Here is a 16,863-nt window from a genome sequence, read left to right on the forward strand (position 1 = left end):
CACCCGTCTCATCGACGGAGTCAGTTGAGCGCCGGCAGCCCCGAGGGGACGACTCCCCCGGCGTACAGGCTCGCCGCGAGCTCCTGCAGGGCCGTGAGCGCGACCCGCTGCGGGAGCGGACCGTACGAGATGCGTGCCACGCCGAGCTTCTCGTAGTCGGACGCCGCGAGCGCTCCCGGGACGCCGATCACGCTGACCTTGCGCTCACCGATTCCTTCGACCAGCTGGCGCGTGACGTTCGCGTCGAGAAGGCCGGGCACGAACACCGCGGTCGCACCGGCGTCGAGGTAGGCACGTCCGCGCTGGATGGCATCGGCGATGCTCTCCTGCACGGGACGGTGCCCGGCCCGTACGAACGCGTCGGTGCGGGCGTTCAGCGCGAAGGGCACTCCCTCGGCCTCGGCCGCCTTCACGATCGCCTCGACCGCGGCGACCGACTCATCGAACGGCTTGAGGCGGTCCTCGACGTTCGCGCCGACGACGCCGACGCCGATCGCGAGGCGGGTGGTCTCCCCCGCGTCGCCGTATCCGTCGTCCAGATCGGCGGTGACCGGCACCTGGACGGATGCCGCGATGCGCCCGACCATGTCGATCATGAGGTCGCGCGGCGTCGCACCGTCGTCGTACCCGAAGGATGCGGCGATTCCGTGGCCGGCTGTCGCGATCGCCTTCGTCTCGGGAAGAGCGGCGACCGCACGGGCGCCGACGACGTCCCACACGTTCACGACACGGAGGATCTCCGAAGCATCATAGAGTCCGACGAGGGTCTGGGCTTTGGCAGCAGTGGTCATGACTCCACGCTAACCCGGGACGTCGACATCGGGGCCGGTGCGGGCGACCGAATGGGTCATGATAAGAAACGCGCGGCACGTATTCCGGCATATCGTTTTGACCGTCTGATCTGCGGGTTTGAATGTCGGTGGCTCCTGGTTGAGTGAGGGTATGACGAGGTTGGCGGACGCGACGATCGAGCAGGTGAGGGCGCTGGTTGCGGTCACCGAGATGCTCGTCGAGGTCGAGCGCACCATCAGCAGCATGCAAGCGGTGCGGGACGGGATCTTCGCGGTCGGGTCGCGTTTGGCAGGCGAGGTCGCCGAGCAGGCCGATTCGCGTGGTGAGGCGGAGCTGGCATTGCGGACGGTCGCCGCGGAGTTCGCGACCGCGCTGCGAGTGTCGGATCGCACGGTGCAGCGTCGGATGACGGATGCGGCCTTCCTGGTGGAACGGTTTCCGCTGGTGTGGCAGGCGCAGGGCGCCGGGCGGATCAGTGCTGGGCATGCCCGGGTGATCTGCGACGCCGGGGAGCACCTGGAGGATTCGGCGGACCGGGACGCGTACTCGGCAGAGCTGATCGGGTTCGCCGAGACCGAGTCCGCGAACCGGGTCGCCCGACGCGCCCGCCGGGTCGCGGAACGTTTCCAGTCACGCTCTATCGAAGACCGGCACAAGGATGCCCGGAAGACCCGAGGCGTGTGGGTGAAGGACCTCGCCGACGGGATGGCCGAGCTCGGCATGCGCGGCCCCGCCGCGCTCGTTCATGGGGCGTTCGACCGGATCACACAGATGGCGAAGACCGTGCACGGCCAGTCGGGTCCTGGCGGGCCTGGGGCGGATGCGGCAGGCACGGACTCACGCGAGAGTGCGTTCGGTCCGGCCGCGGATGCGGCGCCGAACTCTCGACGGTCGGGTGCGGGATGCGCTGATTCGCGCACGCTCGGACAGATCCGGGCGGACCTCGCCCTCGACCTGTTCCTCACCGGCGCCCCCGCCGGACACGGCACCGACGCCGGGCTGCTCGCCTCGATCACCGGTCAGGTCTCGATCACCGTCCCCGTCACGACCCTGATGGGCCGGAGCGCAATCCCCGCGGAGCTCGACGGGTGCATCCCGATCGACCCGGACACCGCGCGAAGGCTCGCGGGCGCGGCATCCGGATGGGACCGCATCCTCACCCACCCCATCACCGGTGCGCTCCTCGCCGTCGACCGCTACCGGCCCAGCTCCGACCTCAAACGCCACCTGAGAGCCCGGGACCAGCGCTGCCGATTCCCGACCTGCGGCTACCTACCATCGGATTGCGACATCGACCATCACCACGACGCCGCCCACGGCGGACCCACGACCGACACCAACCTCGGGCACCTCTGCCGACGACACCACACCCTCAAACACCACAGCCCCTGGCACGTCGAACCCCTCGCCGACGGGCTGTACGCCTGGACCAGCCCCACCGGACAGACCTACATCGACAAGCCCCCGCCCCAGAACACCGTCACCTTCACCGAAGACGACACCCCACCACCCTTCTGACGCGTCCGCGCGCCGGCCGACCTAGTGTGGAGTCATGCCTCAGCGCCGATCGCACGTCGCCCCGTCCGCCGCACAGACCGAGCTGGCCGCCGCCCTTGCCGCACTCCGGGAGTCGCTCGACGCACCGGCCGAGTTCCCGGCCGAGGTCCTCGCCGAAGCCGAAGCATCGGCGGCCGCCGTTCCCGACCTCGATCTGCGCGACATCCCGTTCGCCACACTCGACCCCGTCGGCTCCCGCGACCTCGACCAGGCGTTCCACCTCGAGAGAACCGGTGACGGGTACACGGTGCGGTACGCGATCGCCGACGTGCCCGCGTTCGTCACGCCCGGCGGCGCCGTAGACCTGGAAGCCCGCCGCCGCGGGCAGACGCTGTACGCCGCCGACGGCCGGATTCCGCTGCATCCGCCGGTGCTCAGCGAAGACCGGGCCTCTCTTCTTCCGGACGTCGACCGGCCGGCCCTGGTGTGGACCTTCGCGTTGGATGCCGAGGGTGCGGTCTCTGATTCCCGGTTGGAGCGTGCCCTGATCCGCTCGCGCGCCCAGCTCGACTACGTCTCCACGCAGCAGGCGATCGACCGGGGCGAGGAAGGGCCGGCGTCACTACTCCCCGAGATCGGCGCGCTGCGTATAGAGCAGGAGCGCCTGCGCGGCGGCGCGAGCCTCAACCTGCCCGATGAAGAGGTCATCCGAAACGCCGACGGTTCCTACGACATCGAGCGGGCGAGTCCGCTCCCCGTGGAGGAGTGGAACGCCCAGCTCTCGCTGATGACCGGGATGGCCGCCGCATCGCTCATGATCGACGCGAGCGTCGGCATCCTGCGCACCATGCCAAGACCCGACGCCGCTGCCTTCGACGCGTTCCGGCACCAGACCGAGGCTCTCGGCCGTCCGTGGACGACAGGAGACTACGGCGAATACCTCCGCGGACTCGACCGGACCGACCCTCTCGCGCTTCCCGTCCTGCAGGCCGCCGCCTCACTCTTCCGAGGCGCTGGCTACGTCACGTTCGACGGCGAGGCTCCGGAAGACGCGATCCAGGCGGCGATCGCCGCCCCCTATGCTCACGCCACCGCACCGCTGCGACGTCTCGTCGATCGCTGGGTGCTCGCGATCTGTCTCGCCGTCTCCACCGGCCGCGAGGTCCCGCGATGGGTCCGCGAATCCCTCGATCAGCTGCCCGCGCTCATGCAGGAATCCGCACAGCGGTCTTCCCGACTGAACTCAGCGACCGTCAACTGCGTCGAGGCGGCGTTGCTGACACCTCTGCTCGGGACCGAGATCGAGGCGACCGTCATCGAGTTGCGCGGCGACCGGGCGTCCGTGCAGATCGCCGAACCGGCGGTGACATCGACGACCCAGGTTCCTCCGGGCGCCAAGCCCGGCGATGTAGTCAGGCTCCGCGTGATCCGCGCGGACATCGCACGCGGCGAGGTCGAATTCGCCATCTGAACGGACTGCAGCGTCCGACTACGCTGACGGCGTGGAACATACTGACGTCGCAGAGCGATTCATCGCCGAGAGCTACCACCGCGCCTCGATCGCCATCGTCGCCGGGAGCACCGCCCGGGGAGCACGAACCCCGACCAGCGACATCGACCTCCTGCTCATCGGCGAGTCGCTGTTCGAGGATCCGGGGAAGACGAGTGAAGCAGCCACCTACGGGTTCGAGGGCGAGATCTTCGAGGTGTTCGCCTACACTCCCGCCGGCTTCGACGAATGGGCTCAGCGGAGCGTGAATCAGTGCCGCCCGGTGATTGTCCAGATGCTCATCGAAGGAATCACGATCCGCCACGACGCTGCGCTCGAACAGCTGCGTGAACGTTGGGAACCGATCTTGGCCGCCGGACCGACACTCGACCACAGTGAATCCGCTTTCCGCCGCTACGTGATCACCGACCTCATCGACGATCTGCGCGATGCGACCGACCCGCTCGAACAGCGTGTGCTGGCAGCCCTCGTCTTCGAGAAGGTCGCCGAACTGATGCTTCTCGAGAATCACCGCTGGGTCGGCGCCGGTAAGTGGCTGCCCCGCCATCTCCGCGGATTCGACCAGGTTCGCGCGGAGGCCCTCAGCGCTCCGCTGCTGAGCGGCGACCTTGGCGCGTTCGCAGAGCGCGCAGACGAAGAGCTCGCGCGCGCCGGTGGACGAGTGCAGGCCGGATTCGTGCGCTGACCGCAGCACTCCTGACCTAGGCTCGACGGATGCCGATGTCGCCGTACGTGCGTGACCTCCGTGCCCGCGTGGGGCACGATCTCCTGCTGCTGCCCGGCGTGACGGCGATCATCCGAAACGGAGACCGCTTCCTCCTGGTCCGTCAGCGCGGCTCCGAACTCTGGGGGCTGGTCGGCGGCGGTGTCGAACCGGGTGAAGAGCCGCAGGATGCTGTCGCCCGTGAGATCGCGGAAGAGCTCGGCCTCGACTCCGTCGTCGTCCGGCGCATCGTCGGGGCCTACGGAGGCGCCGACCTCGTCACCGAGTACCCGAACGGCGATCGTGTGAGTTACGTGACGATCGCATACGAGTGCGAGCTGCCGCCCATGGCCGAGATCTCGTTCGCCGATCACGAGCTCGTGGAAGCGAGATGGTTCTCCGAGGCAGACGCAGCACTGATCCCGACACGGCCCTGGGTCGACCGGATACTGCAGGACGTGGTCCGGTCCCGCTGACGATCCCGGCGTGCAGTCGCCGGCTGGTTCGGTCGGCATTGACGTGGGCTCGGGGAGTCAGGAAGTCGCCGTGGTCGTCATCACCAGGAGCTGAGGATCGGTCAGGTCCAGAGCCACGGAGATCGACGCGAACTCGGACAGCGCCTGCACGTGCGTGCCACCGCAGAGGATCACGGCCTCGCCCTCGGGAAGCTCGCAGTGCCAGCGGCGACGGCCGACGATGGTCGTGCCCTCGGCCTCGATGCGGCTCGCAGCACCGGACGCCACCCAGGCGGCAAGCTGAGAGTTGATCCGCTCCTCGCGATCGGCAAGCGTCGAACCGAAGGTCTCGGTGTCGAAACCGGCACGGCGAAGGCTCTTGCCCAGGCGATACTCGTCGACGGCCCCGTCTTCGTGGATCCGGCTCGACTGGTTCGCGCGCGCCTCGAAGTCCGGGTTGCCGAGCGCATCGACGCCGGGATCCTTGCGCCAGAGGTCGGCGACCGCGAGATCGAGCGCGAGAGACGCGAGGTGGCAGGCCGTGTGCCCGCGGCTGAGCCCGGCGCGTCGCGCAGCATCCACGGACAGTGTCACCGTCGTCCCGGGAACGAGCCAGTAGGGCGCCTCCGTGGTGAGCCGGTGCGCCACCAGCCAGGTCCATCCCTCGGCACCGCGTTTGGCCGGGATGTCACTGCCCACGGCGAAAAGTCCCTCGTCACTCGAAGCGGCCATGACCGCCTCGGCGACCGCAGCACGCGTATCTCCCGAGACCAGCTCGCCGGAGTCGCCGGGCTGGTCGGGCCAGGTGTGGTCCACGGGGTGGAACGGCGTGGCGTCGACGACGACCACTGCACCCTCGGGCGAGCTCTCGACACGCGTGACGACACCTTCGCCGGTCACGGAGCCATCGGCGAACGAGACGATCGTGGACGACATGGATCTCCGGACGTGCGAGCGGGTCAGACCGTGACGACCTGGGCGGTGCCGAGAGGAGCCGCGGGGCCCATCTCGGCGGCGATCCGATTCGCCTCTTCGATCAGCGTGGCGACGATGTCGGCCTCGGGCACGGTCTTGATGACCTCGCCCTTCACGAAGATCTGCCCCTTGCCATTGCCGGAAGCGACGCCGAGGTCAGCTTCGCGGGCCTCACCCGGGCCGTTCACGACGCAGCCCATCACGGCCACGCGCAGCGGAACCGTCATGTCCTTGAGTCCCTCGGTCACATCTTCTGCGAGCGTGTACACGTCGACCTGAGCGCGACCGCACGACGGGCACGAGACGATCTCGAGCTTGCGCTCGCGCAGGTTGAGCGACTGGAGGATCTGGTGACCGACCTTGACCTCTTCCGCGGGAGGGGCGGAGAGCGAGACGCGGATGGTGTCGCCGATGCCCTCTCCCAGCAGGATGCCGAACGCCGTCGCGCTCTTGATCGTGCCCTGGAACGCAGGACCTGCCTCGGTGACGCCGAGGTGCAGCGGCCAGTCGCCCATCTGCGCGAGCAGACGGTATGCCTGCACCATGATCACCGGGTCGTTGTGCTTGACCGAGATCTTGAAGTCGTGGAAGTCGTGCTCCTCGAACAGCGACGCCTCCCAGCGCGCGCTCTCGGCGAGCGCCTCGGGAGTGGCCTTGCCGTACTTCTGCAGCAGCCGCGGGTCGAGGGATCCCGCGTTCACACCGATCCGGAGGGAGACCTCGGCATCCTTGGCAGCCTTGGCGATCGCACCGACCTGATCGTCGAACTTGCGGATGTTCCCCGGGTTCACGCGCACGGCGGCGCACCCGGCATCGATCGCCTGGAAGACGTACTTCGGCTGGAAGTGGATGTCGGCGATGACCGGGATCTGGCTCTTCTTCGCGATGATGTGCAGCACGTCGGCGTCGTCCTGCGACGGCACGGCCACACGCACGATCTCGCAACCGGATGCCGTCAGCTCGGCGATCTGCTGGAGTGTGCCGTTGATGTCGGTGGTCTTCGTGGTCGTCATCGACTGCACGCTGACGGGAGCGTCACCGCCCACGAGCACCTTGCCGACCTTGATCTGGCGGGACTTGCGGCGAGGGGCGAGGACGACGGGGACTTTCGGCATCCCGAGATTCACTGCTGGCACGCGTCCAGCCTACGCCGCCCGGATGCACGCGGGCTGGATGCGGGCAGCATCGCCACCGCGTCATCCGCCCGGCCGGCTACCTGCGGTGTGGTAGTTTTCACCCCATGCTCGCGAACTTCACCTGGTGGCCCGCCTCTTAGGCGGTGTGTTCGCGTTCCCACGAATCCAGACCGCCTCCGGGGCGGTCTTTTCGTTGAGCCGAGCCGGAGCCTTGCACAGGAGACATCGATGACCCTCTCACGACTCGCCGAGCTCAGTGACGACCCGGCGGCATCCTTCGTGCTGATCGCGCGCGACGGAGCCGACACGGTCGAGCTCCTCGTCGGTGAGGTCGTCGACGTCGACCTCCTCGGCGACATCCCGTTGGAGATCGACGGCGCACCGCGCGAGATCTTCGCACTCGTGCCCTATCGGCAGGTGCGCGAGCGCGGTTTCGTGGCGCAGGACGACGGAGCACCGCTGCGGTGCATCGTGGTCGACGAGCACCTGCACCTGCCCGCCGCGGAGCTGCTCCCCGCTCTCCCGCACGCACCTGTGCCTCTACGAGACGACGGGTTCGACATCGCCGACGCCGAGTACGCCGCGATCGTCGAGAGAGTCATCGCCGAGGAGATCGGACGCGGGGAGGGGGCGAACTTCGTCATCCGACGCGACTTCACGGCGAACATCGACGTCGATGACCGCACCGCCGCGCTCACCTGGTTCCGCGCGCTGCTCACGCACGAGCGCGGCGCCTACTGGACATTCGCGGTCTTCACGCCCGGGCACATCGCCGTCGGCGCGAGCCCCGAGGCACACGTCGTCGCGCGCGGCGGCGTCGTCACGATGAACCCGATCTCCGGCACGTTCCGCCACCCCGCGGGCGGTGCCACGAAGGACACCCTCGTCGACTTCCTCGCCTCGACCAAGGAGACCGAGGAGCTCTTCATGGTCGTCGACGAAGAGCTCAAGATGATGAGCGCGGTCTGCTCCGACGGCGGCCGGATCACCGGGCCGCACCTGAAGGAGATGTCGCGACTGACGCACACGGAGTACATGCTCCGCGGACGCAGCGGGCTGGACCCTCGCGACATCCTCCGCGAGACGATGTTCGCCCCCACCGTCACCGGCTCCCCCATGCAGAACGCCTGTGCGGTGATCCGCCGTCACGAGAAGAAGCCCCGTGGTTACTACTCAGGCGTCGCCGCGCTGTTCACCCCGAATGCGGCGGGCGGGCACGACCTCGATGCACCTATTCTGATCCGCACCGTGTATCTGCAGGACGGCGCGCTGAGCGTGCCCGTCGGCGCGACCCTGGTGCGCCACTCCGATCCGCTCGGGGAGGTCTCGGAGACGCACGGCAAAGCCGCCGGTGTGCTGGGCGCGATCGGCGCGATCGACCGCGACCGCGTCGCCGAAGCTCGCAGCGACGCGGATGCACCGGGTGACGAGCGGGCACTCGCCGACGACCCGACGATCGCCGCGCTGCTGTCGTCGCGCAACGCCCGGCTCGCCGACTTCTGGCTGAACCCGCAGGGCGATGACCTGGATGGGCCCTTCGCCGGCCGCACCGCTCTCGTCGTCGACGCGGAGGATCGGTTCACCACGATGCTCGCGCATCAGCTGCGCCACCTCGGTCTCTCCGTGCGCATCCGACTGTGGAGCGCCGTGGAGGATGCGGATGTGGACGCGGCGGACATCGTCGTCGCAGGCCCCGGCCCCGGAGATCCCCGCGACGAAACCAGCGAGCGGATCGCGTGCATGCGCCGCGTCGTCTCGCGACGTCTGGATGCCGGTGCGCCGCTGCTGGCCGTGTGTCTGAGTCACCAGATCCTGAGCGACCGGTTCGGCATCGCGTTGACACCGCTCGCCGCTCCGCATCAGGGCCTGCAGAAGGCGGTGCCCGTCTTCGGCGAGGACGCGTCGATCGGCTTCTACAACACCTTCACAGCCCGGGTCCACCCGGGGACGACCCGCGTGGACGCGGCCGAGGTGTCGGCGGATGCCGCAACCGGCGACGTCTACGCCCTCCGCGGGCCGCACTTCGCCTCGGTGCAGGGGCACCTGGAGTCGATCCTGTCGCGGGACGGCATCCGGACGCTCGAGCGCCTCGTGCGTCACGCATTCGCCTGAGCGGATTCCGAAGACGGCTACTGCAGGATGTCGACCGGATTGAACAGGTCGGCGACGAGCAGCAGAGCCCCCATGCCGATCAGCAGCACCGCCACGACCACCGTGAGCGGCACGAGCTTCGTCGCATCCACGGGGGCGGGCGCGGGACGGCGGAAGAGCTTCGCCCAGATCCGCTTGATCCCTTCCCAGAGCGCCACGACCACGTGGCCGCCGTCGAGCGGGAGCAGCGGGATGAGGTTGAAGACGAAGAGGGCCACGTTCAGTGAGCCGAGCAGCCCCAGCAGTATCGCGAAGCGGTTGAGGATCGGCGCGTCGGTGGCCGCGACCTCCCCGGCGATGCGGCCCACTCCCACGACGCTCAGCGGGCCGTTCGGATCGCGTTCACCGCCGGTGACGAGGGACACACCCACGTCCCAGAGACGCACCGGGAGGGTGACGATCAGCGAGGCGACCCGGCTGACGTTCTCGGCCGTCATCTCCGGGCCCGCCGTCAGCGGCTGCTGCACGTATCCCATCTGCGAGCCCATGCCGACGTAGCCGACCTCCTTGACCACCGGTTCACCGGAGTCGTCGAGGACCGGCAGCCCGCTGGCATCCGTGATCGTGCGCTCCGCCGCGATCGGCGTGATCTGCAGCGTCGCCTCCGTGCCATCGCGGAGGACGACGAGGCCGAGGGTCTCCCCCGGCGCCGCCTGCACGATCGCGGTCGCCTCGGCGAACGTCGAGACAGGCTGCCCGTCGATCGAGACGAGCACATCGCCCGGCTCGATCCCCGCCTCGGCCGCGGGCGACGCTGGATCGTCGGGCGTGCACTCGGTGGCGGTCGATCCCGCTGGGACCACGCACTCGGTGACCGAGGCGATGGTGGTGGTGCCCTGCTGCACCCCGATGCCGGAGACGAGCACCGTGAAGATGATGAGCGCGAGGACCAGATTCATCAACGGTCCGCCGAGCATGATGATCACGCGCTTCCACACCGGGAGCTTGTAGAAGACGCGGTCCTCCGCGCCCTCGGCGATCGTCTCGTCGTTCGCCGAACGCGCGTCCTGGATGAGCGATCGAAACATGCCCTTCGCCGGGCCCGCGGTCTTCGATGCCGGGTACATGCCGGACATCGAGATGAAGCCACCCAGCGGCAGCATCTTGAAGCCGTACTCGGTCTCACCGATCCGCTTCGACCAGAGGCGCGGCCCGAAGCCGATCATGTACTGGCCGACGCGCACGCCGAAGAGCTTGGCGGGGACGAGATGACCGACCTCATGCAAGCCGATCGACAAGCCGAGGCCGATCAGCATGAACAGGATGCCGCCCATGTACAGCAGTATTTCCACCTGCTCACGCTACTGCCCAGAGCCTACGAATCCGCCCGGCCCGCCGACGCAGCCAGGCTGACGCGGTCGTCGCACGGCCGTGAGATCATGGTTTCGACATGTCGATTGAACAACAACCGAGCCTGCCTCCCGTGCTCCGCCCCGCGAACCCGCCCCGGCGTCAGCTGTCCGAACTCGCCACCCGATTCGCCGGAGCCGTTCGCGGCGACGTGGACGACATCGTGGTGTCGGGTATCACCCTCGCCACCGCCGATCTGCGCCCCGGCGAAGCCTTCGTCGCGATCCAGGGAGTCAACCGCCACGGCGCCGACTTCGCTGCCGCCGCGGCGGAGATGGGCGCCGTCGCCGTCATCACCGATGCGGCGGGCGCGGAGATCGCCGCCGGCACCGGCCTGCCGATCCTCGTCGTCGACGATCCGCGCGGAATCCTCGGAGACCTCAGCGCCTGGGTGTACGGCACCGGAGCCGATGACCCGCTCCCCCTGCTGTTCGCGACCACCGGCACCAACGGCAAGACCAGCGTCTCGCACCTGCTGGAGGGCATCCTCGATCAGATGGGGGTCGTCACCGGGCTCTCCTCGACGGCAGAGCGGCACATCGCCGGTGAAGTCATCGTCTCCCGCCTCACGACACCCGAGGCGTCCGAGATGCATGCCCTCCTCGCCCTGATGCGGGAGCGCGAGGTCGAAGCGGTCGCGGTCGAGGTCAGCGCTCAGGCCCTGTCGCGGCATCGCGTCGACGGCATCCGCTTCGACGTCGCCGGATTCACCAACCTCAGCCACGACCACCTCGACGACTACGCCGACATGGACGAGTACTTCGAGGCGAAGCTGCCGCTCTTCCGGCCCGATCGCGCCCTGCGCGGCGTGATCTGCCTCGACTCGCCCTCGGGTGCCATCGTCGTCGAGCGCTCCGAGATTCCCGTCGTGACCGTGGGAGCCCCCTCGATCGCCTCCGACCCCGACGCAGCTGGCGAGGCCGACTGGGTGGTCGTCATCGACGATGAGCGCGCAACGGGCACGACGTTCACGATGACCGGACCCGCGGGTTCACTCACGACCATCGTCCCCGTGATCGGCCCGCACATGGCCGCGAACGCGGCGCTCGCGATCGTGATGCTGCTCGAGGGCGGCTATCCCTGGCAGCGCATCGTCGACGCGCTGACCCGCGACGGCGGCATCCGTGCGTATCTCCCAGGACGCACGCAGCTCGTCTCCGGCGACCGTGGCCCCGCCGTGTTCGTGGACTTCGGTCATTCCCCCGACGCCTTCGAGAAGACTCTCGCGGCCGTGCGTCGCGTGACGCCCGGTCGGGTGCTCATGCTCTTCGGCGCTGACGGAGATCGCGACGCCAGCAAGCGGTTCGATATGGCGCGCACCGCGGTCGAGGGCAGCGATGTCCTCGTCGTGACCGATCACCACCCGCGCTTCGAAGATCCGGCGTCGATCCGAGCGACCCTCATCGAGGACGCACGCACGGCCCGACCGGATGCCGAGATCCACGAGTACTCTCCCCCGGAGCGCGCGATCGTCGCCGCGGTCGGCCTCGTCGGCGACGGCGATGCGATCCTCTGGGCGGGTCCCGGTCACCAGGACTACCGCGACATCCGCGGCGTGCGCACGCCGTACTCCGCCCGGGAGCTCGCGCGTCGCGCTCTGCGCGCTGCAGGGTGGCCGGTACCGGATTCGCGGTGGCCGGTGCCCTACCCCGACGAGGACTGAGCTGCGGCGATCAGGCTGCAGCGATCAGGCAGCCGCGATCAGCCGGTCCGCCTTCTCGCGGGCCCAGGACTCCGCCGCCGCGAGCGACTCGACCGTGAGCGCATCAGGCGGCTCGTGGGCGTCGACGACGCGGGCGATCGTGTCGACGATGCCCAGGAACGGCAGTCGACCTTCGTGGAAGGCGTCGACGGCCTGCTCGTTCGCCGCGTTGTAGACCGCGGGGAACGTTGCACCGGCGCGACCCACGGCTTTCGCGAGCACGACGGCAGGGAACGCGGCGTCATCGAGCGGCTCGAAGATCCACGACGATGCGGTCGTCCAGTCGAGAGGTCGACCCACTCCGCCCACGCGGTTCGGCCAGTCCAGGCCGAGCGAGATCGGCAGGCGCATGTCCGGCGGGGAGGCCTGAGCGATCGTGGAGCCGTCGATGAACTCGACCATCGAGTGGACGATGGACTGCGGATGCACGACGACCTCGATGTCGTCGTAGGCGATGTCGAACAAGAGGTGGGCCTCGATGACCTCGAGCCCCTTGTTCACCAGCGTGGCCGAGTTGGTCGTGACCATGCGGCCCATGTCCCACGTCGGGTGCGCGAGCGCCTCCGCCGGCGTGACGTCGGCCAGTTCTGCGCGTGTACGGCCGCGGAAGGGACCACCGGATGCCGTCACGACGAGGCGCCGCACTTCGGCGTGGGTGCCGGCACGGAGCGCCTGCGCGAGAGCGGAGTGCTCCGAGTCGACAGGCACGATCTGACCCGGTGCCGCGGCCGCGAGCACGAGCTCTCCGCCGACGATGAGCGATTCCTTGTTGGCGAGGGCCAGGGTGCGTCCCGCCTTCAGCGCCGCGAGTGTCGATCCGAGTCCGATGGAGCCCGTGATCGCGTTGAGCACGACGTCGGCCTCCACATCGCGCACCAGCTGCTCGGCTTCGACCGCCCCGAGCGCCGTGTCCTCGACCTGGAACTGCGCCGCCTGCGTCGCCAGCATCTCGCTGTTGGAGCCGGCGGCGAGGCCGACCAGTTCGAAGCGTCGCGGATTGGCCCGGATCACATCCAGGGCCTGCGTTCCGATGGAGCCGGTGGAGCCGAGAACGATGATGCGACGCATGACGCCAGCCTAGGACACCCGCCGAGGAGGCCTCCGCTTACTGCTGCTGCTGCACGGGCGTCGTGGCGAGGATGTCGACGACGAAGACGAGGCTCTCCTTCTGGAGTTCGTGACCCTCCGTGGCGCCGTACCCGTCGGCGGGCGGCATCTCGACGACGACCTGCGATCCGACCTTCTGGCCTTCGAGTGCCTGCTTGAAGCCCGAGACGACACCCGTCGTCTGGAACTGCGAGGGCGCGGCATCCCGGCTCCAGCTCGAGTCGAACTCCTCGCCGTCCGACCACTTCACGCCGAGGTACTGCACGACCACGAGATCTCCCGACGCGACGGTCGCGCCGTCACCCTGCTTGAGGACGGCGACCTTCGTCGCGGTCGGCTCGTCCCCCTCGGGGATGGTCACGGTCGGCACGCCCTTGTCGTCCAGCTCGACGGTCGGCATGCCCTCGGTCGGGTCGACCGGGGTGCCGGTCGCGACCTCGGGAAGGTGCTCGACGGCCTCGGCGTAGACGACCTTGCTGGTTCCACCCTCGCCGAAGACGCTGCCCGGCAGGGTGAGCACGACGCGCGAGCCGACCGGCTCGCACTCGAGGGCAGCGACGAACAGGGAGGACTGGTTCGTGTCGAGGAGAACCGGAAGCAGACCGCCCTCGCCGCGGGCGGAGGAGTCAAGGACCTCCCCGGTTGCGCCCTCGAGGATCTGATACTGCACCGAGACCAGGTCATTGACGCCGATGTCCTCGCCGTCGCCCTCGCTGATGATGGTGCGCTCGACCCCTGCGAAGGCCGCGTCCGCGGGAACGGTCACCGTGGTGTCCGCGCCTTCGCCCTCGAGGACGACCGAGTCGGACGTGGCGCCCGGCTGCGCGTCGAGAGCGCAGGTGCTCGAGGCCGTCGGCTCGGGTGTGCTCGAACTCTCCGGTGCAGCGCCGCCGGAGCAGCCCGCCAGCAGGAGGGTCGCGGCGGCGACGGTGGACAGGACGATGAGCGGACGCTTGCGCACAGTAAGACCTCAGGATCGCGGGCGGGACACCCCATCCTCTCCCATCCCCCTTTGCTCGCGCTGGGAGGCGCGGCGGAAGTCTTCATTCCCGCCGTGGCATGGATCCGGGAGTAACCTGCTCTGATGACCTCTGAGCAATCCGTCGAGCCCGAACCCTCGTCAGAAGAGATCGCGGAGACAGAGGACACGACGAAGCCGCGTCACGCGGGCTTCACCTACACACTCGGCCGGAGCCTCATCAGCCCGCTCGCACGACTCGTCTATCGGCCGCGCATCGAGGGCAGGGAGAATGTGCCGCTCACCGGTGCCGTCATCTTCGCGAGCAACCACCTGTCGTTCATCGACTCGATCGCGATCCCGGTCGCCGCTCCCCGGCCGGTGCACTTCCTCGCCAAGTCCTCGTACTTCGAAGGCGCCGGTTTCCGTGGGTGGCTCAGCCGCACCTTCTTCCAGTCGATCGGGGCGATCCCGGTCCAGCGTGGAGCGGGAAAGGCCGCCCTGGACGCGCTGGATCTGCAGCGCCAGCTCCTCGACGAGGGCCTCGCGGTGGCGCTCTACCCCGAGGGCACCCGCTCCACGGACGGTCGCCTCTACAAGGGGCGCACCGGCGTCGCCTTCCTCGCACTGCAGACCGGTGCGCCGGTCGTTCCGGTCGGCCTCGTCGGGACAGACAAGGTGATGCCGGTCGGTGCGAAGATGCCGACGGTCTCGGAACGCATCACGGTGCGATTCGGCACGCCGCTCGATCTGTCGCCGCACGGTCCGGCGACGAGCGGACGGGCGCGTCGGCTTGCGACCGACGACATCATGGCGGCCATCCACGCGCTCTCGGGCCAGGAACTCGCGGGTGCCTACAACGAGGCGCCCGCACAAGGAACGATCGAGAAGATCAAGCAGGCGCTGCCGCACGAGCGGCGCTGAACGGCGGGTTCTGCTCTATGCGGTGGCCGTCACCGTCGCCTCATGCCGCACCGGGAAGTTCACCGAATTGGCGATGAAGCACCACTCGTTCGCCTGGGCGTGAGCACGCTCCGCCGCCTCGACCATCGACGCCTCTGTGACCACGACCTCGGGACGCAGCACGACCTCGACGAAAGCGCCTCCGCCGGCGCCGTTCTCGCGCATCATGCCGGTCGCCCGGTCACGGTAGGACACGACGACGACTCCGGCCGTCACGCACGCGTGGAGGTACGAGAGCAGGTGGCATTCCGAGAGTGACGCCAGCAGCAGGTCCTCCGGGTTCCAGCGGGACGGATCGCCACGGAACGGTTTGTCCGACGATGCGAGCAGCTCGGGCTTCCCCTCCACCTCGATGGTCACGTCGCGGCGATAGTCGCGATAGCCGCTCGTGCCGCTGCCGACGTTCCCTGTCCAGGTGGAGGTGAGCGCATAGTGGTGCTCGCCGAGGGCACGTGTGGTCGTCTGCTCTGCCATGGGCCCAGTCTGTCAGGGACCTCGGACAGTGCGAACCTCCGTGCGTCCGCAGGGGGCGCGAGCAGGTGCGGAGATAGGATCGAGGGGTGCTGGAGACTCTCACTGTTCAGGATGCCGTGGAACTCGCCGTCGTCGAACGCAGCGGATTCGTCGAGTCCCGTCATGCGGGTGCCGCCGTCGTCCTGTCGCCCGACGGCGATATCGTCGCCAGGCACGGAAACTCCGACGCCCTGGTCCTCCCTCGCTCGAGCCTCAAGCCGCTGCAGGCGGTCGCGTGCATCACAGCCGGTGCGGTCCTCGAAGGCGAGCAGCTGGCGATGGCGACCGCGAGCCACACCGGCACCGACCGCCACGCGTCCGTGGTTCGAGAGGTCCTGACCGAGGGTGGTCTGACGGAGGATCACCTCGGATGCCCGCCCGCGTGGCCGAGCGACTCCGCAACTCGCGACGAGCTCATCCGCGAGCACGGCCAGGCGGCGCGCGTGCGCATGAACTGCTCCGGGAAGCACGCCGCGATGCTGCGCGCATGCGTAGCCACGGGTTGGTCTACCGAGGGCTACCTCGATCCCGGACACCCCCTCCAGGCTCACATCCGCGAGGTCGTCGAACGGCTGTCCGGCGAGAAGATCGCACACACGGCTGTCGACGGCTGCGGCGCTCCTGTCCATGCGTTGACGCTCACCGGCCTCGCCCGCGCCACCCACCGGATCGGTACGGCATCGGATCGTTCCCCCTTCGCCCTGCATCGTGTGGCCGGCTCACTGGTTCGTGCCGTGCGGGAGAACCCGTGGACGATCGAGGGGCCCGGGCGCCCGGACACCATCGCGATCGAGAAGCTCGGGGTCTTCACCAAGGGCGGCGCCGAGGGCGTCATGGTGATGGTCGCCCCGAACGGCACGACCGTCGCGCTGAAGATGCTGGACGGTGCAGCGCGCGCCTCGACGATCGTGGCGGCGACGCTGCTCGCCCGCGCCGGTGGGCTGGACGACGCGGATGTCTCGGCGCTGAGCTCCGCGCTTTCTCTCGACGTCTCCGGCGGCGGTCGCGTCGTCGGCAGCATCCGTCCCGGCAGCGGCATCTGATCCTCAGA

At 68.9% G+C, this 16,863-nt stretch carries 15 protein-coding genes; 8 read left to right on the top strand and 7 right to left on the bottom strand.

The window, feature by feature from the left end; genetic code table 11:
- Nucleotides 1–20: 20 nt before the first annotated feature.
- On the bottom strand, nucleotides 21–791 hold the full coding sequence (locus RS85_RS15910) for an isocitrate lyase/PEP mutase family protein (RefSeq protein WP_046014438.1): 771 nt from the start codon (nucleotides 789–791) through the stop codon (nucleotides 21–23).
- 151 nt (nucleotides 792–942) lie between these two features.
- Between RS85_RS15910 and RS85_RS15915 the strand changes: the two genes are divergently transcribed.
- Genes RS85_RS15915 through RS85_RS15930 form a run of 4 tightly spaced genes read left to right on the top strand, consistent with a single transcriptional unit; the run spans nucleotide 943 to nucleotide 4,978 of the window.
- Nucleotides 943–2,310, top strand: a complete 1,368-nt coding sequence (locus tag RS85_RS15915; RefSeq protein ID WP_046014439.1) for an HNH endonuclease signature motif containing protein — start codon at nucleotides 943–945, stop codon at nucleotides 2,308–2,310.
- Nucleotides 2,311–2,344: 34 nt separating this feature from the next.
- On the top strand, nucleotides 2,345–3,760 hold the full coding sequence (locus RS85_RS15920; RefSeq protein ID WP_046014440.1) for an RNB domain-containing ribonuclease: 1,416 nt from the start codon (nucleotides 2,345–2,347) through the stop codon (nucleotides 3,758–3,760).
- Nucleotides 3,761–3,791: 31 nt separating this feature from the next.
- On the top strand, nucleotides 3,792–4,484 hold the full coding sequence (locus RS85_RS15925; RefSeq protein ID WP_046014441.1) for a nucleotidyltransferase domain-containing protein: 693 nt from the start codon (nucleotides 3,792–3,794) through the stop codon (nucleotides 4,482–4,484).
- 29 nt (nucleotides 4,485–4,513) lie between these two features.
- A complete protein-coding gene (locus RS85_RS15930) occupies nucleotides 4,514–4,978 on the top strand; it encodes an NUDIX domain-containing protein (RefSeq protein WP_046014442.1) in 465 nt (154 codons plus the stop codon).
- Nucleotides 4,979–5,035: 57 nt separating this feature from the next.
- On the opposite strand, the gene RS85_RS15935 is transcribed toward RS85_RS15930, so the two are convergent.
- Together RS85_RS15935 and ispG are read right to left on the bottom strand one after the other, a co-directional pair.
- Nucleotides 5,036–5,893: a hypothetical protein gene (locus tag RS85_RS15935; RefSeq protein WP_046014443.1), complete on the bottom strand. Its 858-nt coding sequence runs from the start codon at nucleotides 5,891–5,893 to the stop codon at nucleotides 5,036–5,038.
- 23 nt (nucleotides 5,894–5,916) lie between these two features.
- Nucleotides 5,917–7,047, bottom strand: a complete 1,131-nt coding sequence (gene ispG / locus RS85_RS15940; protein WP_046014444.1) for a flavodoxin-dependent (E)-4-hydroxy-3-methylbut-2-enyl-diphosphate synthase — start codon at nucleotides 7,045–7,047, stop codon at nucleotides 5,917–5,919.
- A 249-nt stretch (nucleotides 7,048–7,296) separates the two neighbouring features.
- On the opposite strand from ispG, the gene RS85_RS15945 reads away from it, so the two are divergent.
- Nucleotides 7,297–9,180 (top strand): chorismate-binding protein, encoded by a 1,884-nt coding sequence (locus RS85_RS15945; protein WP_046014445.1) that lies wholly within the window; start codon nucleotides 7,297–7,299, stop codon nucleotides 9,178–9,180.
- A gap of 17 nt (nucleotides 9,181–9,197) precedes the next feature.
- Here RS85_RS15945 and RS85_RS15950 read toward each other — a convergent pair whose 3' ends face one another.
- Nucleotides 9,198–10,511, bottom strand: coding sequence for a M50 family metallopeptidase (locus RS85_RS15950; protein ID WP_046014446.1), 1,314 nt, complete (start codon nucleotides 10,509–10,511; stop codon nucleotides 9,198–9,200).
- 98 nt (nucleotides 10,512–10,609) lie between these two features.
- On the opposite strand from RS85_RS15950, the gene RS85_RS15955 reads away from it, so the two are divergent.
- A complete protein-coding gene (locus tag RS85_RS15955; protein WP_046014447.1) occupies nucleotides 10,610–12,232 on the top strand; it encodes a Mur ligase family protein in 1,623 nt (540 codons plus the stop codon).
- Between the two features lie 24 nt (nucleotides 12,233–12,256).
- Here the strand turns inward: RS85_RS15955 and dxr are convergent, their stop codons facing one another.
- Both dxr and RS85_RS15965 read right to left on the bottom strand, forming a co-directional pair.
- Complete coding sequence (gene dxr, locus RS85_RS15960) at nucleotides 12,257–13,339, bottom strand: 1-deoxy-D-xylulose-5-phosphate reductoisomerase (protein ID WP_046014448.1); 1,083 nt, start codon at nucleotides 13,337–13,339, stop codon at nucleotides 12,257–12,259.
- A 37-nt stretch (nucleotides 13,340–13,376) separates the two neighbouring features.
- Nucleotides 13,377–14,339 carry an FKBP-type peptidyl-prolyl cis-trans isomerase gene (locus tag RS85_RS15965; RefSeq protein ID WP_046014449.1) on the bottom strand — a complete coding sequence of 321 codons (963 nt, stop codon included), beginning with the start codon at nucleotides 14,337–14,339 and terminating at the stop codon, nucleotides 13,377–13,379.
- Between the two features lie 123 nt (nucleotides 14,340–14,462).
- On the opposite strand from RS85_RS15965, the gene RS85_RS15970 reads away from it, so the two are divergent.
- Nucleotides 14,463–15,260 carry a lysophospholipid acyltransferase family protein gene (locus RS85_RS15970; protein WP_046014450.1) on the top strand — a complete coding sequence of 266 codons (798 nt, stop codon included), beginning with the start codon at nucleotides 14,463–14,465 and terminating at the stop codon, nucleotides 15,258–15,260.
- A 15-nt stretch (nucleotides 15,261–15,275) separates the two neighbouring features.
- On the opposite strand, the gene RS85_RS15975 is transcribed toward RS85_RS15970, so the two are convergent.
- A complete protein-coding gene (locus RS85_RS15975) occupies nucleotides 15,276–15,773 on the bottom strand; it encodes an OsmC family protein (protein WP_046014451.1) in 498 nt (165 codons plus the stop codon).
- An 86-nt stretch (nucleotides 15,774–15,859) separates the two neighbouring features.
- Between RS85_RS15975 and RS85_RS15980 the strand changes: the two genes are divergently transcribed.
- The gene (locus RS85_RS15980; protein ID WP_046014452.1) at nucleotides 15,860–16,855 is read left to right on the top strand and encodes an asparaginase; all 996 of its coding nucleotides are present in this window, start codon (nucleotides 15,860–15,862) and stop codon (nucleotides 16,853–16,855) included.
- Nucleotides 16,856–16,863 lie beyond the last annotated feature (8 nt).

The sequence above is a fragment of the Microbacterium sp. SA39 genome (assembly GCF_000967865.1).
In the GTDB taxonomy this organism is placed as follows: domain Bacteria; phylum Actinomycetota; class Actinomycetes; order Actinomycetales; family Microbacteriaceae; genus Microbacterium.